Raw genomic sequence first — 20,589 nt, 5'->3', positions numbered from 1 at the left:
ATTGTAGGTTGTATGATTCCATTAAGTTTGTACATACACTTTCCATGGTGTATTCAGAAGTGCCCGTATTGTGATTTTAACTCCCATCAGCTGAAAACTGAGGGCTATGATGATGATTATGTCAATGCTTTGCTTGAGGATGTCATCACCATTGTGCCATACATTTGGGGGCGCAAAATTCGCTCCATTTTCATTGGTGGCGGCACGCCAAGCTTAATGAAGCCTGAGGATATGGCACGCTTAATGAGTGGGCTTAGAAGTTATCTCACCATTGATCCAAATGCAGAAATCACCATTGAGGCGAATCCGGGTACTGTGGATGCTGCGTATTTTCAGGCGTATCACGATCTTGGCATTAACCGTATTTCCATTGGTATCCAAAGTCTCAATGATAAGCATTTGAAAAAGCTTGGGCGCATTCATCAGGCGGATGAAGCAAAACGTGCCGTGAGCATTGCGCGTGCAGCGGGCTTTACCAACATCAATTGCGATTTGATGTTTGCCTTGCCTGATCAAACACTTGAAGAGGCGTTGTCCGACTTAGAGGGCGTGATGGCATTAGCGCCGGATCACATTTCCCATTATCAATTGACGTTAGAGCCGAACACCTTTTTCCATAAATATCCACCGCCGTTGCCGGAAAGTGAGTTGGTGGAGCGCATGCAAATTGAGAGTTATACACGCTTAGCGCAAAAGGGTTATCAGCATTATGAGGTGTCCGCCTTTGGTAAAGCGGGGCATCAATCGGTGCACAATCGCAATTATTGGGAGTTTGGCGATTACATCGGCATCGGCGCGGGTGCCCATGGCAAAATCACAATGCAAGGCGAGCAGAAGATTTTACGCACATTGCTTGAAAAGCATCCTGCACAATATCTGAAAAAATCCGCCGCTGAACGTTTAACCATTACGGAAGTGGTGCCAGAGGATTTGCCATTTGAATTCATGCTCAATGTATTGCGTTTAAAAACGGGCGTGCCAATGGCATATTTTACAGAGCGCACGTACTTGGATTTCAGCATGATTGATGAAAAAATTGCCGCGTTACAGGCCAAAGGATTCTTGCAGCAAGGTGATCAATTGGCCACCACAGAGCAAGGCTTTTTATTTTTAAATCGTGTGCTGTCAGAATTCATTGAATAAATTTTTTTAATGAAGGGTGTTGACGGCATACATGGAATGTGCTTTTATAAATGACGTAAACACCTATCTGGAACAGAAAATGAACCTATTATTTGTAATTGAAATGATGATGCTTTAGAGAGTTACTTGCAAAAGTGACTCTCGAATCCGTATGAGTCACTCTCTAAAGCATTATTATTTTAACATGCAAAACATAGCCGGAGTGACAAAGATCACTCCGGCTTTTTTATTTTAAAAATCATCACAACGAGGAGAAACAACCATGACACAAAAATTACACTTAGAAACGTTAGCGGTCCACCAAGGTTTTAGAGGCGATGAAACCAATTCCATCGTGCGTCCAATTCACACATCCACAGCATTTGCTTTTAATGATGCGGATCATGGCGCTGATTTATTTAACTTATCTGCCGTGGGTAACATCTATTCACGTTTAACAAACCCCACCAATGATGCCCTTGGCAATGTGGTGGCGGAATTAGAAGGCGGCGTTGGCGGTTTGTCTGTGGCATCCGGCGCTGCGGCATTGTTGACCACTATGTTGAGCATTTGTGAATCAGGCGATCACATTGTCTCTTCTAAATCCATCTATGGCGGCAGCTATTCACTGTTTTCTAACACCTTGAAAAACTTTGGCATTGAAGTGACGTATGTGGATCAAAATGCCAGCCGCGAAGAGATTCAACAAGCCTTTCAAGAAAACACCAAAATTTTGTTTGCAGAAGTGATTGGCAATCCGAAAGTTGAAGTGTTGAATGTGGAAAAATTTGCAGCGCTTGCCAAGGCAAATGATGTGCCATTTGTGGTGGACAGCACGTTTACACCGCCAGCAATTTTTAAAGCCTTTGATCATGGCGTCAACATTGTGGTGCATTCTGCTACGAAATATCTGGGCGGACATGGCAATGCATTGGCCGGCGTGATTGTGGATTCTGGTACATTTGATTGGAACAATGGCAAATTCCCAAGCTTAACCACGCCACAAGATGCTTATCATGGTTTGGTGTACACAGAAGCATTTGGCAATTTAGCCTTTTTGATTAAAGCCCGTGCCCACGTATTGCGTGATATTGGTGCCTCTTTGAGCCCATTTAATGCATTTTTAGTTCTTCAAGGCATTCAAACCTTGCACTTACGTTTAGATTATGTGTCTAAAAGTGCATTGGCATTGGCTGAATGGTTAGAAAACCATCCACAAGTAGAGTGGGTGAGTTATCCATTGTTGAAAAGCAATCCTGATTATGATCGTGCAAAAGCATATTTCCCGAAAGGTGCAGGCGGCATTTTGGCCTTTGGCATTAAAGGTGGCCGTGAGAAGAGCCGCGCATTCATCAATGGCTTAGAACTTGGCATTCATGCGGTAAACGTGGGCGATGTGCGTACGATTGTTACGCATCCTGCCAGCACAACGCACCGTCAAACACCAACGGATGAATTGGCAGCCCTTGGCATCTCTGAAGGTTTTATCCGCATTTCTGTGGGTCTTGAGAATGTCGAAGACATCAAAGCTGACCTTGATCAAGCCTTGCAACGCGGCTAAGGCAAAATCCCCCAGAAATTGGGGGATTTTTTTATGTGAAGTGGTACTATAATGGAATCATACTCATAAAAAACAGAAAGGAGAGTTGTGTGAAAACAATCGCATTTGTTGTTGGTAGTGTTCGTCAAGGCTCATTGAATCAACAGTTGGCAGTGGCGATCAGCCATCTATTGCCGACCGATTATGAGGCGGTGTTTGCCGATCTTAGTCAGCTGCCGATGTACAATCAGGACAATGAATCGCCAACGCCTGAGGCCGTGCTGGACTTTAAAAAAGTCATTGCAGCATCCGATGCGGTGATTTTTGTCACACCTGAGTACAATCGCTCCATTCCTGCATTATTAAAAAATGCCATTGATCATGGATCGCGTCCATATGGTAGCAGTGTTTGGCAAGGTAAACCTGCCGGCATTTTGGGCACAAGCCCAGGCGCCCTTGGCACAGCGCTTGCTCAGCAGCATCTTCGCAATATTTTATCGTGTTTGAACATGCCGGTGATGAGTCAGCCGGATGTTTATTTGCAATATCATGACAACACCTTTGATGCAGAAGGGCACATCACCAGTGACAGCACCAAAGCTTATTTAGAGGGTTGGGTCAATCAGTTTGTTGAATGGGTGAAACACAACAGTTAATGGCATCAAAATGCTAAAAAGCTGGCGTTTGCCAGCTTTTTTTATGCATCGAGTGTTACGTTGTCCTCAAGATCATAGCGTGTGCGTTGGCTGAAGGTTTCATCAAAACGGCTCATTTGTGTCAAGAGATTGACCGCCGATTGAATGAGTGGATATGCACACACCGCGCCGCTGCCTTCGCCCACATAAAAGTTTAAGTGGAGCAAGGGTTCAACGCCCAAATATTCAAGTAATTGACGATGGCCTTTATCTTCGCTGCGTTGGCAGAAAATGGCGTAATGCTCGATGTCAGGATTGATTTTATAGGCCATTAAAAATGCCGTACTCATTAAAAAACCATCGATGAGGATCACCATATTCAGCTCAGCAGCTCTGAGCATTGCACCCGTTGCCATAATGAGTTCAAGGGAGCCAAATTCACTCATCACATTCATCGGCGTGACAGGCAGCACAAAACGCTTTAATGCATCGCTCAGGACATGCAATTTATGATCACTGTATTTGCCGCCAAAAGCATAGCCTGAACATTGTGGCAGGGGAATGCCTGTTAATAATGACATCCACATTGATGCTGCTGCTGTGCTACCAACGCCAAGCTCACCCATCGAGACCACATTGCAACCATGATGATCAATGAGGTTGATCACCTCTTCGCCATACTGCAGTGCTAGGTTGACTTCATCGGGCGTGAGCGCCGCTTCATGGAGGAAATTACGGGTGCCACGGCGAATTTTTCGATCAATGATGCCGATGTCTGTTGGGAAATTATGGTCCGTGCCGGCGTCGATCACGAGCAGATCAAAATGATGTTGGCGCACAAAAACATTAATACCAGCACCGCCTTGCATGATGTTCATGGCTTGCTGCCAGGTGATCTCTTTCGGGCTTGGGCTGATCTGTTCATCGCTGATGCCATTGTCCCCGACAAAAATGAGATGGTGCGGATGGCTCAATGTTGGCGTGAGGCTCTTTTGGATCGTGGCAATTTTGCGGGCAACACCCTCAAGTTTACCGAGGGAACCAATCGGTTTTGAGAGGCCATCTAATGTGGCTTGGACCTGTTTTCTCATGCTTAAATCAGGCTCTTGAATGTGATACGTTCTCATAATGATCCTTGAATCTGCAAGTCGCTCAGATTGATTTAGCCTACCATTATCCACATGTTTTGCAATGGTTATGGTGGGCTTTGGTAGATTTTTTTATGATGACAATGCGCCAAAGAGTCCTGAGTAAACCAAAAAGCCGCCAAACAATATGAAGCAAATGCCGGCAAAACCATCGATGTACGGTGCATATTGCTGATATTTTTGTTTCACTTTTGGCAGTGAGAAAAGGCGAGCAATGAATAAAAACCACACCAATGTTTCTAAAGTGATGATGCCTAAAATCATGGCTTTGGTGGAAACATCAACGGAACCTGTCACGATGGCAGAAAAGACACTGACAAAGTAAATGAGGGCTTTGGTGTTTGAAAGATTGGTCAAAAGCCCTTTTAAGAAAAAGCGCTGTTTGACAGTGGTGGCATTACGCGCGGTCATTTGTATAGGCTTGAGTGCTGCGCGCATCAATAAATAAGCTAAATAGAGTAAATAACTGCCCCCAAGGGTCATGATGCCGCGATGTAGCCATGGCAACTGTTTTAACACAATGTTTAAGCCAAGGAGGGCAAGCAACGCCCACACAAAAACGCCCAATGTGACCCCAAAAATGGCTTTGAGTGCATCTTCACGCGGGCGGCTTGCTGCCACTTGCGAGATGAAGAAAAAATCAGGCCCAGGAGAAGCAAGGGCAACAAGCTGCGTCATAGCAATGGAGGCGAGTAGAATCATGGTTTAATCACACTTTTGATTTGGCATCAGCCGTTTGTAACGTTTCATGGTAGATGAGTAAAATCCCCATACGAATGAACTCTAAAATCTCTTCAAAATCTTGTTCGGTGGCTTCATCATCAATTTCATCTTCTGGCTCAAAGTCTGCATGGGTAAATTCAATCAAATCATTCATGAACTCATAGGCATCACCTTCTAATTTAAGATGGTTCATGCCAATGCCATACACTAAGCCTTCGCCGCATTGTTGCAACGCTGCGATTTTTTGATAGATGTCGGCATCTTCAGGCAACAATGGCGTGAAGGTGAAATTTAAATCGTTTAAAGATTGCACCGTTTCTTTATAAAGTTGCACCAATAAGTCGCCTTCTTTAATGCCATCGTTGGTCAGGCGAGACAATTCTTTGATCCATAACAATACGGCTTCATTTGGCTGTGCACAGATGTAAGCAATCAGGATGCCTTGCGCCTCTGAAGGGTTTAAACCTGAGAGAACTTCTTGATATTCTTTGTATAACACGTCTTGATTTGCGCTCATGTAGCATCCTTTAATTGAAACTTTTCGAAAGAATTGTCAATTATCCCAATTCTCATCGCTTTAATCCATCATGAATTAAATTTTTTTGCTACTATGTTTTGTTGTAAAATAGAAAATCTGTATCATTTGCACAACAGTCTTGGGCCATCATTTATGAAAATTTCATTGAAAACATTGGGAATGCTAGGCATTTTGAATATGGGTGCTGCTTATTCTTTGGCAATGGCTGAAGAAGTGGCACAAGGTTCAGCCCTAGATACCATCATTGAATTGTCAGAAAGTCCCGCGCAACGTTTGCAAAATACGCTATTGATTGGTGATTGGTTTTTAGAGCAAAACAACGAAGAGTTGGCAAAACATTATTATCAACGTGGTTTAGATGAATATGTTGGGGATCAGCGCAACGCCATTTATGTGGAAGCATTGTTAAAATCTGCAGGTTTAGAGAAAGATAAATTGGTGTCGCGGGCGCTGCTTTTAGATGCCAAAACATTGATCGAAAATGATGTGGCCAATGAATTGCTCTATGCAAATGTATTAGAGGCGTTGGTTTGGACATATGACATTGAAAATAAAGACATTCAAACCGTCACCAATTTATTGGAAACGGCGATCTCCATTCGTAAAAAATATCCATACAATACAGAATATGGCGCCACCCTTCGCATGTTGGCATGGACGTACGAAACCCGCAATTTATTGAGTCAGGCTGAGTATTATTATAATTATGCCCTGAACAATGATATGAAATATTTGGGCTTTGGTGACATTCGCACAGTTTTAGCGATGGAAAATTTGGCGCAATTTTATCTAGATTTTGGGCAGTTTGATAAAGCAAAACGCATTTTAGATCAAAAGTATGAGCTGCACATGAGCGCTAAAGCCCGCGATCATTACAATTTAGCGCGCACAGAATCGATGCTTGGCTGGATTTTGGTGCAAACAGGGCACCCAAAAGAGGCTGAGAAAATGTATTTAGATGCCCTTAAAAATGTGAATCAAAGCTTGACGAAATCTGCCGATCAGTTGCATTATTTCTCTTTGTCAGCCTTGTTTGACCTGATCTATTTTTATGTGTCACAAGATGATTTTGAGCGTGCCTTAGATTATTATGAGCAAGCCCAAACGGTGGTGGCGCAAACCGATGGTTTGACGCTGCGTGAATATGTCGGTGCGCTCGGCCAAAGTGGGATGGAGGAGTTGGCCTCCAGTTATGCATGGTCCATTCATGCCCAATACAACAGCATTCAGCGCCTGCATGAGTATTTAAACAGTAGGAATAAAAATTAAATGGCCATTTATGCAATGGGTGATCTGCACGGTTGCTATCGCGAATTTAAGAAATTGTTGGAAAAAATTGAATTTGATCACGCAAATGATCAGCTCTATTTGGTGGGCGATCTCATCAATCGTGGCCCTAAATCAGAGAAAACCTTAAATTATCTCATGAAGCATACCGATTCGATTTTTCCGGTGCTTGGCAATCATGATTTGGCATTTTTGGTGTACGCAGAAGGGTTGATCCGTTTAAAGCGCCACGATACGTATGATCAGTTAATGCAAAGCCCGAATGTGGCCGATTACATTCATTTCATTCGTCAGCAGCCTTTAATGCATTACATTGAGGATTTAGATGTGGCCATTTGTCATGCGGGCATTCATCCGTCATGGTCCATTCCTCAAGCGCTTGAACTTGCAAAAGAGGCAGAAGCGGTGCTCAAAGATGATGATTTGTGCCGTGAGTTTGTGCCCAAAATGTTTGGCAATCAACCCAATTATTGGGATGAATCTTTAACGGGCATCGATCGCATTCGCGCCATTGTCAATGTGTTGACTCGCATGCGCTATCTCTTTGCCGATGGGCATTTAGACTTTGATGCAAAAGTACCGTTGTCAGAGGCGAGAGAAACACTCATTCCTTGGTTTAAAATGCCAAATGCTTTTGGTGGGACTGAGGTGATTTTTGGCCATTGGGCATCCCTTGGGTTGCACAGTGAAAACAACATCACATGCATTGATACTGGTTGCGCTTGGGGTGAAAAATTAACGGCGATTCGTTTAGACCAATCGCCGCATCCATTGTTTCATAAAAAGCGTAAGAATTAACGGCGCAATGTCGAGCTCATCGGTGCGCTGTCTTTAATGGTGGCAGCGACAGGGCAATGGGCATCGACAAATGCCATCAGCTGCTTGAGTTTTTCTTCAGAAGCATCGGAATCAATCACGTACGTTGTGCGAATGTCGCTAAAGCCAATCGCGACATCCGGATTGCCTTGATAACCGCGTGCGTCAAAATCACCTTCCACCAACACTTCCATGGATCGATACTCAATCCCCATTTGTTTTGCGGTGACTTTTGCCACAATCGATTTACATGCACCAATGGCGCCCAATAAACCTTCGACAGGTGTCATGCCGGTGTCTTCGCCAAAGGGTTTGGGTTCATCAAAATACAAGGTGTGATCGCGCGCTTCAATTTTGACTTGAAAACCTTCGATGATGGTGGTGCGGGCTTGATAAACTTTTGCGGCTTTGTCGCTCATTTGTATGCTCCTAATCATTGTCGTTTTATGGTGTTTACGCTTTATCTTAGCGGATTTATTGCCATAAGGCTAAACTAAAGAATGCGATACAAAATTTGCTGACTGGGTTTTGGCTGCATCAAGGTTTTCACAGCGCAGCTGCCTGAGCCACAATCCCCGCAACCTGAAGCCAATGAGCCGCATGCAACGGTGATTTTCTCGATTTTACCTTTTGTGACCCAGCGCTCTGCCATATCGAATGCCACAGTTTCCGGAATGTTAAAGTGCGCTGCCAACATCGGCAGCGTCACCTCTTTTTGAGCCTCAATGTAGGCTTTGATCTCTAGGAGTAACATATTATCCGCAGCATTTTTTGTTGTCATCACAGCAGCGCTTGACGTGACTTTGCGCCACAATGGCATGAGATTGCGTGAAAATCTCTTTGTGACCCATCCAACGCAGCAGCATAAAGAGGGCAAAGAGCGCAACCACAGTGCCCATGATCCAAAACAGTGCCGTGCTTGAACCGGCCGACAATAGCGAGGCTTGATAATATGCCACCGCCAATAACCAACCGATGATGAATGTCCAAGAGGCCACCAAAATTGTCCATTTTGCGCCCGCTTCACGGTAGACAGAGCCCAATGCAGCAACGCATGGCGTGTAGAGCAAAATGAAAATCAGATAAGCAATCACAGCGGCTTCAGACGTGAAATATTGCTGAATCTGAGTCACGGTAGAATCATCCACTTCATTGTCATTTTTGATCGTTTCTAAGTCGCCATCGGCCACTTTTTCAGAGATACCAAGGGGATCGAGCAATAACCCCGGAATGCCAGCTAAATTTTCAGGAATGGTGGCAAATGCTGAACCCACAGTTGCCCAGAAATTAAAATCTTCATGTTCAGTATTGTGAGAATAAAGGGCATTGAGTGTACCAATGACCGATTCTTTGGCAAAAATACCCGTAAAAATTCCAACAGTGGCCGGCCAGTTTTCTTCAGTGATGCCCATTGGCTCAAAGGCAGGCGTAATGGTGCGGCCAATGCTCGATAATACGGATTTGTCAGAATCGGCATTGCCAAAAGAGCCATCGGTGCCCCAGCTGTTTAAGATCCCCAAGATGGCCACCACTAAAATGATGGCTTTACCGGCTTTGTAAATGAAGCTTTTGAGGCGCTCCCACGTGGTGAGCATGATGCCTTTAAAGGTGGGCAAATGATAAGCGGGCAATTCCATAATAAATGGCGTATTTGGCCCTTTTAAAATGGAGAATTTGAGGGCAAAACCTGTGAAAATGGCCACCACAATGCCCAGCAAATAGAGTAAATAAACCACCATGCCCACATTCGTTGGGAAGAAAATGGCGGCAAAGAGGGCATAGACAGGTAACCGTGCACCGCAAGACATGAATGGAATCATCATAATGGACATCAATCGGTCACGATGACTTTCTAAAGTGCGCGTACCCATGATGGCAGGAATGTTGCACCCAAAGCCAACAAGCATCGGCACAAAGGCTTTGCCAGGCAGGCCAATGGCGCGCATGCCGCGATCCACCACCATGGCAGCACGCGCCATGTAGCCTGAATCTTCGAGCAGTGATAAGCATAAAAACATCATGGTGAGCACCGGAATGAATGATGCCACAGTTTTGATCCCTTCACCAATGCCGTTGGCTAAAAAGGTGACGAGCCAACCGGGTGCGCTCCAACTGTTAAGAACGCTCGCTAAACCATCGACAAAGATCGCTGAAAAGAGAATCTCAAAAAAGTCAATGAAGGCCGAGCCCACATTGATGGCAATGGCGAACATTAAAAACATCACCAATAAAAAGATGGGCAAGCCCGTAAAGCGGCCTAATGCCCATTTGTCAATTTTGTAGGTGAGTTTTGTACTGGCAATGCCCACCGTTTTGATGACATCTTTTGCGAGCTCATCAATGGATTCATAACGGGCGCTGGCAATGGCAATGTCGTATTCACCTTCGGCTAAATCTTCAATCTCTTTACGGGTTGCGGACAATGCAGCTGTATCTGCTGCTGTGAACGCAGGATCAATGTGATCGCCTTTGATGGATTCAAGCACAAGCCATGGGCTCATTTGATTGAGAATGCTGTGCTCAGATAAGGAATCAAGCTGCGTTTGAATGATGTTGGTGATCGTCGGATTGAGGGTTTTATAGGGCAGGTGATCCACATATAAATCAGGATCATACGCGGCGATCACTTTTTTAAGCTCATCAATCCCTTCATTTTTGCTGGCGCTGATGGTGACAACGGGGCAATGGAGCTTTTCTTGCAATAAGGCATGGAAAATCTCATAGCCTTCTAAACGTGCCACATCCATCATGTTGAGCACGATGATCATCGGGCGGCGCAAATCAAGGAGCTGAAAGGTTAAATAAAGGCTGCGCTGCAAGTTTGAGGCATCGATGATGTTGACAATGATGCTCTCTTGATTTTTGGGGTCGAGCAAATAGTGGCGCACCACCAATTCATCTTGTGATGTATTCGTTAAATCCCCTTCAAATGAGTAAGTGCCCGGTAAATCCACCACATCAATGATGGTGTGATCAATGTTAAATTGACCTGTTTTTTTATCCACCGTCACGCCCGGCCAGTTGGCCACTTTTTGATTGCTGCCAGTTAATGCGTTAAAGAGTGTTGTTTTGCCGCAGTTTGGATTACCAAGCAGCGCAATGGTTTTGTTTGACATGGATTAATCCTCGATTTCGACTTGTATGGTGGCGGCTTCTGATTTTCGAAGGCACAGCTGAAAACCACGAATGGTGATCTGCATCGGATCGCCAAGTGGGGCCGTTCGCACGATGCTCACCTTACAACCTGGCGTAATGCCCATGGCCAATAGTTTATTGCGATAACAAGTATTGAGAGTGTCGAGCTTTTTAATCATAGCGACTTGATCGATGGACAATTGATCTAAGGTCGTTATTGTCATAATGATTTCTCCATCTGATTGATGGACGACAATATATAGCGATTGAAAATGATTATCAATGATATTAAGAAAATAAATGATAATCATTCAAACAGGGCTTTGGTTGCTCAATAATATAAGACACGTTATAGTAAAGAGATTTAATGGTTTTTTTGACGAGGCGTCAATAAGGGAGAGGAAGTGATTACAGGTTTTATCCTTCAAAATGGGCGTTTACAGCAGATCAAAATTGAAAATAAAGAAGATATTATCAAAGAAATGATCTGGATTGATTTAATAGATCCAACGGAAGAAGAACGCTTAATGGTGGAAAATCACTATAAGTTTGAACTTCCTGAAAAAGCAGAGATTAAAGACATTGAGGCATCGGCGCGCTTTTATGAGGATGAGGACGGGATTCACATTCACAGTTTCTTTCTCAATGATTTTGAGGACAGCGCCACAAATGTCACGGTGGCTTTTTCCATTTTTGCCGGCTGTTTATTCACCATTCGTGATGAAGATTTAAGCTCGTTTAGATTGTATCGCTTGCGTGCGCGTCATCCTGTGGCAAATGACATGGACAATGTGGTCAATGCGATGGACATTTTAGTGGGTTTACATGAAACGGCTGTCGAACATGTGGCCGATGTGTTAGAAGGCATCTATTCGCGCTTAGAACATGTGAGCCGCGATGTGCTCGATTACACAAAACATGATGAAAATCATGATAAAAAGCCGAAAAAAGTCATTGAAGGCAAAGATATGCTTGCAGAAGATGCCGAAGAGTCTAAAGCGAAAATGGATGAGATTTTAGTGTGCATTGCGCGCGAAGAGGATGTCAATGGCAAAGCCCGTTTATCCTTGATGGATACGCGCCGTTCGCTCTCTTTTTTGGTGCGTGGTCGTTTGCTTAATGGCGAGCAAAATGAAGATGTGCGTGAGATTTTGCGTGACTTAGAGTCGCTCACGGGCCACACTTCATTCTTATTTGATAAGATCAACTTCTTATTAGAAGCGGCAATGGGGCAAATCTCTTTAGAACAAAGTCGCATCATTAAGATCTTCTCCATTGCCTCTGTGGTGTTTTTGCCGCCGACATTGATAGCCAGTATTTATGGGATGAACTTCTCTCACATGCCAGAGCTGAATTTCACCTTCTCTTATCCATTGTCGATTGCGGCGATGTTCCTCTCTGGCATTGCGCCATATTTACTCTTTAAGCGCAAAGGCTGGTTGTAATCAGCCTTTTGCTGGAAAGAGCACGACCAAAGCATTGCGCATTTCACCAGCGATGACGCTGTATGTACGACAAGCAGAGTCAGTGCGCATGGTTTCAATGCCAATGCCTTTGGTGTAAAAATAGGCCATCTGTTCAGGGGATAAAAAGTGGTGCGTGTCCCCTGTGCCAATCAAAATCATTTCAGGCTTCAATGAGAGCCAACTGCGAAAATGTTTTTCAGTTAAATCTGTGAAATGATCTGGCGTCAATGCATCGTAGGCATCATTTTTATACAACACCAAGCTGCCTTGATGATGAGCATCATTGGTCAATGTAAAACCGGTGTCATCATAACGTTTGATGGCCAAATAACCGGGATCTTCTTTGCGTAGGTTCGATGTGCCGATGTTTTGTGAATCATCGTGTTCGATCATGCTCTCTCCTTACCTTGCGTGTGCAGTGTGCGATCAATCAAATCTAAAAAGGCCTCAGCTGAATGAATGTTGAGGGTCTCTTCGGCCGAAAGGGTAATACCGTGTTGAGCGGCGATGGCATCATAACGCACCAAGCGATGTTTGACCAAATGCGGGAACACCCAAACGGCAAAATGGTTCGGATCAATCTCCTGCCAGCCATTTAATGATTGCGTTTCACAATATTCTTTGATGGCTGAGTGCAAAAAGTCTGCTTGATAATATAGCGGCTTTGGATATTTTTGCGCGCGTTCAATTAATGTACTCATCATGTTATCGGTGGCTTTGATGTAAATGAGTAAGCACTCTTTGGCCACCGAATCGATCACCTCGGGGGCATCTAGCTCACAGACGCTACCACTAAAATCACAGATAAAGTGTGGATAATCATAAATATGTGTGGCGCGATGAATGAAGGCTTGCGTGTCCATCATGGCATTGATTTCTGCGGTGCGATGAGCATTTAAGCGCGCTAAAAATTCATCTAATGGCAAGCCGCCTTTGTCTAAAGCGCCCACCATGCTGATGAACATGGAGATGGCATTGAGGTTATCAAGGGTGATGTTTGGGGCAATGAAGGCCGAATCACTTCGCAATAATTTAGCAAGCGCAGGGCTTTTCATGGCTTCAATTTTTAAAAGATCACTGATCTCTTCATGCAAATAGCGTGTACCAATTCGGTAGTCAATGGAGTAATGGAACCATTCGGTTTTCGGCAATAAATTGGAGAGTGTGGTTTTACCAACGCCACTCATGCCCATCAAGGCAATGCGTTGATGCGGTTTGTCGGAAAAATGTTGTGCTTGCATGATCAATTTTCAGTCTATCAAAAGGTGGAAGGAAGAATATAGTCCATTGTGGCACGAAAAATTTCAAGGAAAAAGATTTAGAGTGATATAATTAAAAAATTTGTGGTATTTTGACGATAGACACTTCGGGCGAGCAATGATTGAATTAAAGAATATCGAATATGGTTATGGTAATCATATTGTATTAAAGAACGTAAATCTCATGACCAAGCAGGGCAGTGTTTTGGTGCTGTTAGGACCGAGTGGTGCGGGTAAAAGCTCTTTGCTGCGCATCATGAACTTGTTAGAAATTCCTAAAGTTGGGCAGTTATCTGTGGCAGGGTTTGAATTTGATTTCACCCATAAAATTGCTGACGCTGACATTCGCGCCCTTCGTCAAAAAGTGGGCATGGTGTTTCAGCAATACCATTTATGGCCCCATAAATCGGTGATGGATAACTTAATCTATGCGCCCACACAGCTTGGCAAAATGAGTAAAGCAGATGCAACCATCCAAGCAGACAAAATGCTCGATCGCTTAAAGCTCTCAGGCTTAGGAGATCGCTATCCTTTGAAACTCTCAGGTGGACAACAACAGCGCGTGGCAATTGCTCGGGCATTGATGATGTCGCCAGAAGTGCTATTATTTGATGAGCCAACGGCGGCGCTTGATCCTGAGATCACATCCCAAGTGGCAGAGATCATCAATGAGCTCTCAACCACCGGCATCACGCAAGTGGTGGTGACCCATGATGTTGACTTCGCTAAAAAAATTGCCACAGACATTGTCTATCTTGAAAATGGACAAATTGTGGAAATGGGCGGCTGTGAACATTTTGATCACCCAGAAACTGTGCAATTTAAAGAGTATTTATCCCATTAATCACAACAATCATCTCAAAGGAAAGAAAGGAAATCGTATGAAAAAATTAAAAGTTTTCTTAGCATTGGCCACATTGTGTGTGGGCGGTGTTGCGATGGCAAAGGATGCGACTTTGCGTTTTGGTACCAACCCTGAATATCCACCATTTGAATACAAAACAGAAACGGGTGATGTGGCAGGTTTTGACATCGACATTGCCAATGCCATCTGTGCGGAATTGGAAAAAAAATGTGTGTATGTGTCTCAAAGCTTTGACTCATTGATTCCAAATTTACGTTTAAAGCGTTTTGATGCCATCATCTCTTCCATGGACATCACAGAAGAGCGCCAAAAACATGTGGCATTCTCTGATCCTTACTATTTAAACCCATCTGTGTTTGTGACCATGAAAGGCTCAAACATCACTGTTGATGACTTAACTGGTAAAGAGATCGGTGTATTAAATGGTTCCACCCATCAGCAATACATTAAGAGCAAATTTAAAGATTCAAACATCAAAAACTACCCACAATATCCAAATGCCATGAGCGACTTAGAGATTGGCCGTGTGAACGTTGTGTTTGGTGATGAAGTTGTGGTGGCTGAATACATCAAGCGCAACAATGAATTGGAAGTGATTGGTGAGCAAGTCAATGATCCTGAGTTTTTTGGCAATGGTTTAGCGATTGCAGTGTTGCCAAAAAATACTGAGTTGCTCAATGAAATTAATGGCGCATTGGCTAAAATCAAAGAAGATGGCCGTTATCAAGCAATTTACGATAAATGGTTCAAGTAGTTTTCTTTCATTAACAGTTAGGCGTTTTCATGCTCGATTCACTTTTTTCAAATTTTGATGGTTTTTTCTTAAGCTTACTCAAAGGGGCCGTGGTGACCCTTGAACTCTCTCTTCTCTCCTTAGGCATAGGGCTTGTCATTGCCATTGTCTTTGCACTGTTAGAGTTGAGTCGATGGAAAATCATTCGTTATCCTGTCGCCCTCATTGTGAATGTGATTCGAGCATTGCCAGAATTATTGGTGATTGTGTTCATGGCCTTTGGTGTGCCGTATGCACTCATCATCTATATGGATGATGCCCCTGACATCTCCACCTTTTCGCTTGGGGTTGCGGCATTGTCCTTAATTTTTGCCTCTTACGCCTCTCAAACATTGCGTGGTGCACTGCAAGCGGTGCCGCAATCGCAATGGGAATCGTGTGAGGTGCTTGGCATTTCTAAAACCAAAGCGTTCATCTCCATCATCATGCCGCAAATGTGGCGCCATGCATTGCCAGGTCTTGGCAATCAATGGTTGGTGCTCCTTAAAGACACCGCCCTCATTTCATGGGTTGGGGTGACCGATTTGATGAAAGCAGGACAAGAGGCCGCAACGGCAACCAATGAATTTTTCTCATGGTTACTCGTTGCAGCCTTTATTTATTTAGGCATTAGTTTAGTGAGCCAACAGATTCAAAAGGGTTTTCAGCTCTTTTTAACACGTCACGAAAGAGCATAGGAAGAGATCATGAAAGAAGATATTTTATTCATCATGGGTGGAATCCCGGTGAGCCTTGGGGTGACGTTTTCAGCGCTGCTCATTGGCTTTGTGTTGGCCCTCATTATGGTTGTGGGATTGATTTATAAAGAGAAGAAAAATCCCCTTGCTTATTTGATCAAAGGATTGGTGGTGTTTTTAACCGGCACGCCATTATTCATCCAAATTTTCTTGGTGTATTATGCGCCAAAACAGTTTGCCTTTTTGCGTGGCACCTATTTTGATGATGCATGGTTTTGTGCTGTGTTTGCTTTGTCATTGAACTCAGCTGCGTATACGGTGCAACTCTTTCATGGTGCGATTGTCAACATTGCCCCAGGTTTATGGCAAGCCACTGCTGCTTTGGGCTTAAAACGTTTTCAAGTGTTGAAAATGATGCTTTCTTTGGCCCTTCGCCGCGCATTGCCAAGTTATTCGAATGAAGTGGTGCTCTTATCAAAGGGGTCTGCATTGGTTTCCACCATCACCATTATGGACATCATGGGGCGCACGATGGAAGTGACGGGGCGCACGTATGATTACTTAACTTTTTACGCTGTGGCCGGCGCCATTTATTTGGTGATCAATGGTTTACTCATCATTGGTGCAAAATTTGTGGAACGTAAATTGATGGCATTTGAGGCAGTATGAGCATTCTTGGTGCTTTTGAAGAGGCGCTCTATTATCAAGAAGGTTTGCAACCTTTGACGTTGCAATCCTACTTATCGGATTTAGATAAGTTGCAGTTTTATCTGTTTGATCAAGATTTAACCTTAGAAACCGCCGATGAAGCCACATTACAAGCCTACATTCAAACGCAGCTCGATAAAAAATTAAGCCCCCGGAGCATTGCGCGCTTTGTTTCTGCGTTTAAACATTTTTATGATTTTTTGATTGTCTCAAAAGTGCGTGATGATAATCCTGCTCGTCAATTGGTGATTCCAAAATTTACAGCCTCTTTACCAGAATCTTTAAGTGAAGCAGATGTGGAAAAGTTGCTCAACACGCATGATGTGTCCACACCCCTTGGGCTTCGGGATCGGGCGATGATGGAATTATTATACTCATGCGGCCTTCGCGTGACTGAACTTATTGCATTGACTCTTACGCAGGTGAATCTACAAGTGGGCGTCGTGCGTTTGGTGGGTAAGGGTAATAAAGAACGCTTAGTGCCCATTGGCGAAGAGGGCATTGAGTGGATCAATCAATATTTAAATCATGCTCGCGGCGAGTTGTCGCGCGGGCAATCCACCGATTGGCTGTTTTTATCTAATCGGGGCGATAAAATGACGCGCCAAGCCTTTTGGTATGTCATTAAGAAAACTGCGAAAACTGCGGGCATTTCATCGACCATATCTCCGCATACCTTAAGACACGCCTTTGCCACCCATTTGGTGAATCATGGGGCAGATTTGCGTGTGGTGCAGTTATTATTGGGGCATTCAAGTTTATCGACCACGCAGATTTATACACACATTGCGAAAGAACGCTTGAAGTCCATTCATCAAGAACATCACCCTCGGGGATGAGAAGGAGTTTTGAATATGAGAAAAATTGCTGTTGCCATGGGTTTATTAGCAGCCACCACCGCGGTGTCATTCGCTAAACCAGATTTGTCCCACATCCAAGAAGTATTAGGCGGCATGAAGGTTGAAAAAGCTGTGCCAAGCGATGTGAAAGGTGTGTATGAGTTGTACATTGAAGATGTGAATTTGCCGTTGTATCTTTCTGCAGATGGCCGTTATTTAATTGAAGGACAGATCACAGATTTGGTCAATCGCGTTAATTTAACGGAAAATCGTCAAAACACCATTCGCACCAATGCTTTAGATAAAATCAATGTTAAAGACATGATTGTGTATCCAGCAAAAGGTGAGAAAAAAAACACCATCACTGTCTTTACGGATGTCAATTGTCCTTATTGCAAAAAATTGCATGAAGAGATTCCAAAATACAATGAAGCGGGCATTGAAGTGCGTTATTTAGCCTTCCCAGCGATTGCCACGAAAACCCGCATGGAAAGTGTTTGGTGCTCTAAAGATCCAAAAGCCACAGTGGATGCCGCGATGCATAAACGTGCCTTTGACACCAATGTTAAATGCACCGGTCAAAGCCCTGTGGAAGCGCAATATCAATTGGGCATGTCTTTTGGTATTACAGGCACGCCCAACATCATTTTAGACAATGGTCAGATGATTGGCGGTTATGTGCCAGCCGCTGAGCTTATTAATTTGATCAACAGCACAGAACAATAAGCACCATTAAAAAAAGAGGCCAATGGGCCTCTTTTTTTTGATCTCATCTATGGCACAGCTTTTTACTGATTAATGAGATATGCTTTGAGTTGATTGAGCTCAGGATTTAAGGGATCAGCCTTTAAACCCAAATCCGCATAATCAAGGGCAGAGAAGTAATCTTCTCGAGCCCATGCTTTTTTCGCCAAATTCAGATAATGCGTCGCTAAGCGATCAATGCCTGCAAGTGCATCGCCATTGCTTGGCTCTAGCTCCAATGCACGGCGATACAGAGCAAGGGCAGAATCCGGGTAAGGTTCACTCAAGTGTCCGCGGCTCATTGCGCCGGCTGCTTGTTTTAACAAGTAGGCCACTTGAGGATCTGCAGTTTCGGTTGTGGTGGGGGCTGTTTCGGCATGGGCTTCGAGCTGTAAACCAGGCAGATTAATGGCTTCAGGTGCATCATCCTCTTCGGAGGCAGACACTAAACTCAATGTGGGTAAATCGGGTTGCTTGGCCGCTTCACTGATGAGTTCAATCTCCTCTAATACCGGTTTGTCCTCATCTTTTGGGCGGCGCACCGGCGGATGATATACAAAAGATTCACGCACTTCTTCTGGCAATGCGGGGTTAAAAATGGCTTTGCCCAATGAATTGGTTTTATCCACGGCATATTTAGGTGGCCCTTCGTGATGGGTTTCGCTGCCCATCATAAAGTAGGCAAACACTAAGCAGATCAATAAAAAACAGCCCGTGACAAATAGATTAAAGCCTTGAAACCAACCCCAACCGAGCGAAGAACCATGTTTATTGGCACTGCGTTTGGCTTGTTTTGCTGCAGCTTTGGCTTGTTCTTCGGTGGATTGCGTTTCAACGCTGACGGATTCAGGATTGCCTTGATCCGGATTTTTGATGTATTTGAATGAAGGTTCCATGCCTAAGTTATCCAATGTTATAACCGATGTTGTCTAATGCTTCAGACAGCTCAAAAAGCGGCAATCCCATAATGCCTGAGTAACTGCCATTGATGTTTTGAATGTAGCGCGCCATGATGCCTTGCACGGCATAACCGCCTGCTTTATCGCAAGGTTCACCAGTTTGCCAATAGGCTTCAATGAAGGCTTGTGGCAATGGGGCAAAGGTGACGTGGCTTGTGCAGGTTTTTGTCACAAATTCACCGCGCCACTGTAAGGCAATGGCAGAGTGCACTTGATGGGTTTTGCCGGACAAGCTCTGCATCATGCGTTCATAGTCCGCATAATCTTTGGGCTTACCTAAAATCATGTCATTGACAGTAACAATGGTATCAGCCGTTAAAATGGGTGCATGTGCATCGGTTTGTTGTGCTCGAGCTGCGATGGCTTTATCACGCGCGATGCGCTGAACATACGAAAAAGGCGCCTCATTAAGGCGCGGTGTTTCGTCAATGGTGGCGTGGATGATTTGGTAATCCACACCGATTTGACGGAGAAGTTCTTGTCTTCTCGGAGATTGTGAGGCAAGTAGTAACATTAGCTTTTGATGATGGCGTCAATGGCTTGTAATTTTTCTAACAAAGCAGGGAGTTCAGACAATGGGATGGCATTTGGGCCATCAGATAATGCTTCTGCAGGATTGGGATGGGTTTCCATAAATAAACCGCCCACGCCCACAGCCACAGCTGCTTTAGATAATACTGGCACAAATTGACGCTGACCGCCTGAGCTTGCGCCTTGTCCGCCGGGCAATTGCACAGAGTGCGTGGCATCAAAAACAACAGGGCAACCCGTTTCTTTCATCACTTCTAAAGAGCGCATGTCAGAGACTAAATTGTTATAACCAAAAGAGACGCCACGTTCGCACACCATGATGTTTTCATTGCCGGTTGCGCGTGCTTTTTCCACCACATGTTTCATGTCCCAAGGTGCTAAAAATTGCCCTTTTTTAATGTTCACGGGCTTCATGGTCTTGGCGACATTTTGGATGAAGTTGGTTTGGCGGCATAAAAATGCAGGTGTTTGCAACACATCCACAACAGAAGCCACTTCTTCAAGCGGCGTGTCTTCATGCACATCTGTGAGCACAGGAACATTTAAGGTGCTGCGTACTTTTTCTAAAATGGCCAAGCCCTTTTCGATGCCAGGGCCGCGGTAGCTGTTCACAGAAGAGCGGTTCGCTTTATCAAAAGAAGATTTATAGATGAATGGAATGTTGAGTTTTTCACACATCTCTTTTAAACGACCTGCCACTTCAAAAGTCATCTCTTCAGATTCGATGACGCAAGTGCCCGCGATTAAAAAAAATGGCGTTTCGTTGCTGACGGGTGATTGAAATAGAGGGATGGTAACCATAGT

Annotated in this window: 24 protein-coding genes; 12 read left to right on the top strand and 12 right to left on the bottom strand. The window is 44.2% G+C overall.

What is annotated here, in order from left to right; genetic code table 11:
- The first annotated feature begins 12 nt into the window (after positions 1-12).
- The 3 genes from hemW (at position 13) to B9T20_RS02575 (ending at position 3,318) form a co-directional block, all read left to right on the top strand.
- Complete coding sequence (gene hemW / locus B9T20_RS02585; RefSeq protein WP_094489683.1) at positions 13-1,143, top strand: radical SAM family heme chaperone HemW; 1,131 nt, start codon at positions 13-15, stop codon at positions 1,141-1,143.
- Between the two features lie 262 nt (positions 1,144-1,405).
- Positions 1,406-2,683, top strand: a complete 1,278-nt coding sequence (locus B9T20_RS02580) for an O-acetylhomoserine aminocarboxypropyltransferase/cysteine synthase family protein (RefSeq protein WP_094489682.1) — start codon at positions 1,406-1,408, stop codon at positions 2,681-2,683.
- A gap of 89 nt (positions 2,684-2,772) precedes the next feature.
- Complete coding sequence (locus B9T20_RS02575; protein ID WP_094489681.1) at positions 2,773-3,318, top strand: NADPH-dependent FMN reductase; 546 nt, start codon at positions 2,773-2,775, stop codon at positions 3,316-3,318.
- A gap of 41 nt (positions 3,319-3,359) precedes the next feature.
- On the opposite strand, the gene cobT is transcribed toward B9T20_RS02575, so the two are convergent.
- The 3 genes from cobT to B9T20_RS02560 form a co-directional block, all read right to left on the bottom strand.
- A complete protein-coding gene (gene cobT / locus B9T20_RS02570; protein ID WP_094489680.1) occupies positions 3,360-4,424 on the bottom strand; it encodes a nicotinate-nucleotide--dimethylbenzimidazole phosphoribosyltransferase in 1,065 nt (354 codons plus the stop codon).
- Positions 4,425-4,517: 93 nt separating this feature from the next.
- A complete protein-coding gene (locus B9T20_RS02565) occupies positions 4,518-5,147 on the bottom strand; it encodes a LysE family transporter (RefSeq protein WP_094489679.1) in 630 nt (209 codons plus the stop codon).
- Positions 5,148-5,154: 7 nt separating this feature from the next.
- Positions 5,155-5,685 (bottom strand): UPF0149 family protein, encoded by a 531-nt coding sequence (locus tag B9T20_RS02560; RefSeq protein ID WP_094489678.1) that lies wholly within the window; start codon positions 5,683-5,685, stop codon positions 5,155-5,157.
- A 153-nt stretch (positions 5,686-5,838) separates the two neighbouring features.
- On the opposite strand from B9T20_RS02560, the gene B9T20_RS02555 reads away from it, so the two are divergent.
- Both B9T20_RS02555 and B9T20_RS02550 read left to right on the top strand, forming a co-directional pair.
- Positions 5,839-6,975: a tetratricopeptide repeat protein gene (locus tag B9T20_RS02555; protein WP_233491504.1), complete on the top strand. Its 1,137-nt coding sequence runs from the start codon at positions 5,839-5,841 to the stop codon at positions 6,973-6,975.
- Complete coding sequence (locus B9T20_RS02550) at positions 6,976-7,791, top strand: symmetrical bis(5'-nucleosyl)-tetraphosphatase (protein ID WP_094489677.1); 816 nt, start codon at positions 6,976-6,978, stop codon at positions 7,789-7,791.
- Here B9T20_RS02550 and B9T20_RS02545 read toward each other — a convergent pair.
- The 4 genes from B9T20_RS02545 to B9T20_RS02530 all read right to left on the bottom strand — a co-directional run bounded on the left by B9T20_RS02545 (position 7,788) and on the right by B9T20_RS02530 (position 11,168).
- Positions 7,788-8,228 (bottom strand): OsmC family protein, encoded by a 441-nt coding sequence (locus B9T20_RS02545; RefSeq protein WP_094489676.1) that lies wholly within the window; start codon positions 8,226-8,228, stop codon positions 7,788-7,790. The genes B9T20_RS02550 and B9T20_RS02545 overlap by 4 nt on opposite strands.
- A 74-nt stretch (positions 8,229-8,302) precedes the next feature.
- On the bottom strand, positions 8,303-8,590 hold the full coding sequence (locus B9T20_RS02540; RefSeq protein ID WP_233491503.1) for a FeoC-like transcriptional regulator: 288 nt from the start codon (positions 8,588-8,590) through the stop codon (positions 8,303-8,305).
- A complete protein-coding gene (gene feoB, locus B9T20_RS02535) occupies positions 8,565-10,925 on the bottom strand; it encodes a Fe(2+) transporter permease subunit FeoB (protein ID WP_094489674.1) in 2,361 nt (786 codons plus the stop codon). Before feoB ends, B9T20_RS02540 begins: the two co-directional genes overlap by 26 nt.
- A 3-nt stretch (positions 10,926-10,928) precedes the next feature.
- Entirely contained in the window at positions 10,929-11,168 is a 240-nt protein-coding gene (locus tag B9T20_RS02530; protein WP_233491501.1) for a ferrous iron transport protein A, read from the bottom strand.
- Positions 11,169-11,348: 180 nt separating this feature from the next.
- Here B9T20_RS02530 and corA point away from each other — a divergent pair, with 180 nt between their 5' ends.
- On the top strand, positions 11,349-12,389 hold the full coding sequence (corA, locus tag B9T20_RS02525; protein ID WP_094489672.1) for a magnesium/cobalt transporter CorA: 1,041 nt from the start codon (positions 11,349-11,351) through the stop codon (positions 12,387-12,389).
- Here the strand turns inward: corA and B9T20_RS02520 are convergent, their stop codons facing one another.
- Positions 12,390-12,803, bottom strand: coding sequence for an Mth938-like domain-containing protein (locus B9T20_RS02520; RefSeq protein ID WP_094489671.1), 414 nt, complete (start codon positions 12,801-12,803; stop codon positions 12,390-12,392).
- Entirely contained in the window at positions 12,800-13,651 is an 852-nt protein-coding gene (locus B9T20_RS02515; RefSeq protein ID WP_094489670.1) for a hypothetical protein, read from the bottom strand. Before B9T20_RS02515 ends, B9T20_RS02520 begins: the two co-directional genes overlap by 4 nt.
- Before the next feature lie 136 nt (positions 13,652-13,787).
- On the opposite strand from B9T20_RS02515, the gene artP reads away from it, so the two are divergent.
- Genes artP through B9T20_RS02485 form a run of 6 tightly spaced genes read left to right on the top strand, consistent with a single transcriptional unit; the run spans position 13,788 to position 18,277 of the window.
- Complete coding sequence (artP, locus tag B9T20_RS02510; RefSeq protein WP_094489669.1) at positions 13,788-14,513, top strand: arginine ABC transporter ATP-binding protein ArtP; 726 nt, start codon at positions 13,788-13,790, stop codon at positions 14,511-14,513.
- 37 nt (positions 14,514-14,550) lie between these two features.
- Positions 14,551-15,288, top strand: a complete 738-nt coding sequence (locus B9T20_RS02505) for a transporter substrate-binding domain-containing protein (protein WP_094489668.1) — start codon at positions 14,551-14,553, stop codon at positions 15,286-15,288.
- 29 nt (positions 15,289-15,317) lie between these two features.
- Positions 15,318-16,004: an ABC transporter permease subunit gene (locus tag B9T20_RS02500; RefSeq protein WP_008314272.1), complete on the top strand. Its 687-nt coding sequence runs from the start codon at positions 15,318-15,320 to the stop codon at positions 16,002-16,004.
- Between the two features lie 9 nt (positions 16,005-16,013).
- Complete coding sequence (locus B9T20_RS02495; RefSeq protein ID WP_094489667.1) at positions 16,014-16,673, top strand: ABC transporter permease subunit; 660 nt, start codon at positions 16,014-16,016, stop codon at positions 16,671-16,673.
- Complete coding sequence (gene xerD / locus B9T20_RS02490; RefSeq protein WP_063455766.1) at positions 16,670-17,551, top strand: site-specific tyrosine recombinase XerD; 882 nt, start codon at positions 16,670-16,672, stop codon at positions 17,549-17,551. Before B9T20_RS02495 ends, xerD begins: the two co-directional genes overlap by 4 nt.
- 15 nt (positions 17,552-17,566) lie before the next feature.
- Entirely contained in the window at positions 17,567-18,277 is a 711-nt protein-coding gene (locus B9T20_RS02485; protein ID WP_094489666.1) for a DsbC family protein, read from the top strand.
- A gap of 62 nt (positions 18,278-18,339) precedes the next feature.
- Here B9T20_RS02485 and B9T20_RS02480 read toward each other — a convergent pair whose 3' ends face one another.
- Genes B9T20_RS02480 through kdsA form a run of 3 tightly spaced genes read right to left on the bottom strand, consistent with a single transcriptional unit; the run spans position 18,340 to position 20,586 of the window.
- Positions 18,340-19,191, bottom strand: coding sequence for a type IV pilus biogenesis/stability protein PilW (locus tag B9T20_RS02480; protein WP_094489665.1), 852 nt, complete (start codon positions 19,189-19,191; stop codon positions 18,340-18,342).
- Positions 19,192-19,198: 7 nt separating this feature from the next.
- Entirely contained in the window at positions 19,199-19,768 is a 570-nt protein-coding gene (locus tag B9T20_RS02475) for a nucleoside triphosphate pyrophosphatase (RefSeq protein WP_094489664.1), read from the bottom strand.
- Positions 19,768-20,586 carry a 3-deoxy-8-phosphooctulonate synthase gene (gene kdsA / locus B9T20_RS02470; protein WP_008314282.1) on the bottom strand — a complete coding sequence of 273 codons (819 nt, stop codon included), beginning with the start codon at positions 20,584-20,586 and terminating at the stop codon, positions 19,768-19,770. Before kdsA ends, B9T20_RS02475 begins: the two co-directional genes overlap by 1 nt.
- Positions 20,587-20,589 lie beyond the last annotated feature (3 nt).

It is taken from the genome of Wohlfahrtiimonas sp. G9077, assembly GCF_002252155.1.
In the GTDB taxonomy this organism is placed as follows: Bacteria; Pseudomonadota; Gammaproteobacteria; order Cardiobacteriales; family Wohlfahrtiimonadaceae; genus Wohlfahrtiimonas.
The sequence above is the reverse complement of the archived record's forward strand: the minus strand, read 5'-3'. Positions and strand labels throughout refer to the sequence as shown.

Coding starts and splice junctions, on each gene's coding strand:
- B9T20_RS02520 (WP_094489671.1), bottom strand. CDS start 12,803: ATGATCGAACACGATGATTCACAAAACATCGGCACATCGAACCTACGC.
- kdsA (WP_008314282.1), bottom strand. CDS start 20,586: ATGGTTACCATCCCTCTATTTCAATCACCCGTCAGCAACGAAACGCCA.
- cobT (WP_094489680.1), bottom strand. CDS start 4,424: ATGAGAACGTATCACATTCAAGAGCCTGATTTAAGCATGAGAAAACAG.
- B9T20_RS02495 (WP_094489667.1), top strand. CDS start 16,014: ATGAAAGAAGATATTTTATTCATCATGGGTGGAATCCCGGTGAGCCTT.
- B9T20_RS02515 (WP_094489670.1), bottom strand. CDS start 13,651: ATGCAAGCACAACATTTTTCCGACAAACCGCATCAACGCATTGCCTTG.
- hemW (WP_094489683.1), top strand. CDS start 13: ATGATTCCATTAAGTTTGTACATACACTTTCCATGGTGTATTCAGAAG.
- B9T20_RS02560 (WP_094489678.1), bottom strand. CDS start 5,685: ATGAGCGCAAATCAAGACGTGTTATACAAAGAATATCAAGAAGTTCTC.
- B9T20_RS02545 (WP_094489676.1), bottom strand. CDS start 8,228: ATGAGCGACAAAGCCGCAAAAGTTTATCAAGCCCGCACCACCATCATC.
- B9T20_RS02550 (WP_094489677.1), top strand. CDS start 6,976: ATGGCCATTTATGCAATGGGTGATCTGCACGGTTGCTATCGCGAATTT.
- xerD (WP_063455766.1), top strand. CDS start 16,670: ATGAGCATTCTTGGTGCTTTTGAAGAGGCGCTCTATTATCAAGAAGGT.
- B9T20_RS02500 (WP_008314272.1), top strand. CDS start 15,318: ATGCTCGATTCACTTTTTTCAAATTTTGATGGTTTTTTCTTAAGCTTA.
- artP (WP_094489669.1), top strand. CDS start 13,788: ATGATTGAATTAAAGAATATCGAATATGGTTATGGTAATCATATTGTA.
- B9T20_RS02475 (WP_094489664.1), bottom strand. CDS start 19,768: ATGTTACTACTTGCCTCACAATCTCCGAGAAGACAAGAACTTCTCCGT.
- feoB (WP_094489674.1), bottom strand. CDS start 10,925: ATGTCAAACAAAACCATTGCGCTGCTTGGTAATCCAAACTGCGGCAAA.
- B9T20_RS02505 (WP_094489668.1), top strand. CDS start 14,551: ATGAAAAAATTAAAAGTTTTCTTAGCATTGGCCACATTGTGTGTGGGC.
- B9T20_RS02540 (WP_233491503.1), bottom strand. CDS start 8,590: ATGACAACAAAAAATGCTGCGGATAATATGTTACTCCTAGAGATCAAA.
- B9T20_RS02530 (WP_233491501.1), bottom strand. CDS start 11,168: ATGACAATAACGACCTTAGATCAATTGTCCATCGATCAAGTCGCTATG.
- B9T20_RS02555 (WP_233491504.1), top strand. CDS start 5,839: ATGAAAATTTCATTGAAAACATTGGGAATGCTAGGCATTTTGAATATG.
- B9T20_RS02565 (WP_094489679.1), bottom strand. CDS start 5,147: ATGATTCTACTCGCCTCCATTGCTATGACGCAGCTTGTTGCCCTTGCT.
- B9T20_RS02480 (WP_094489665.1), bottom strand. CDS start 19,191: ATGGAACCTTCATTCAAATACATCAAAAATCCGGATCAAGGCAATCCT.
- B9T20_RS02485 (WP_094489666.1), top strand. CDS start 17,567: ATGAGAAAAATTGCTGTTGCCATGGGTTTATTAGCAGCCACCACCGCG.
- B9T20_RS02580 (WP_094489682.1), top strand. CDS start 1,406: ATGACACAAAAATTACACTTAGAAACGTTAGCGGTCCACCAAGGTTTT.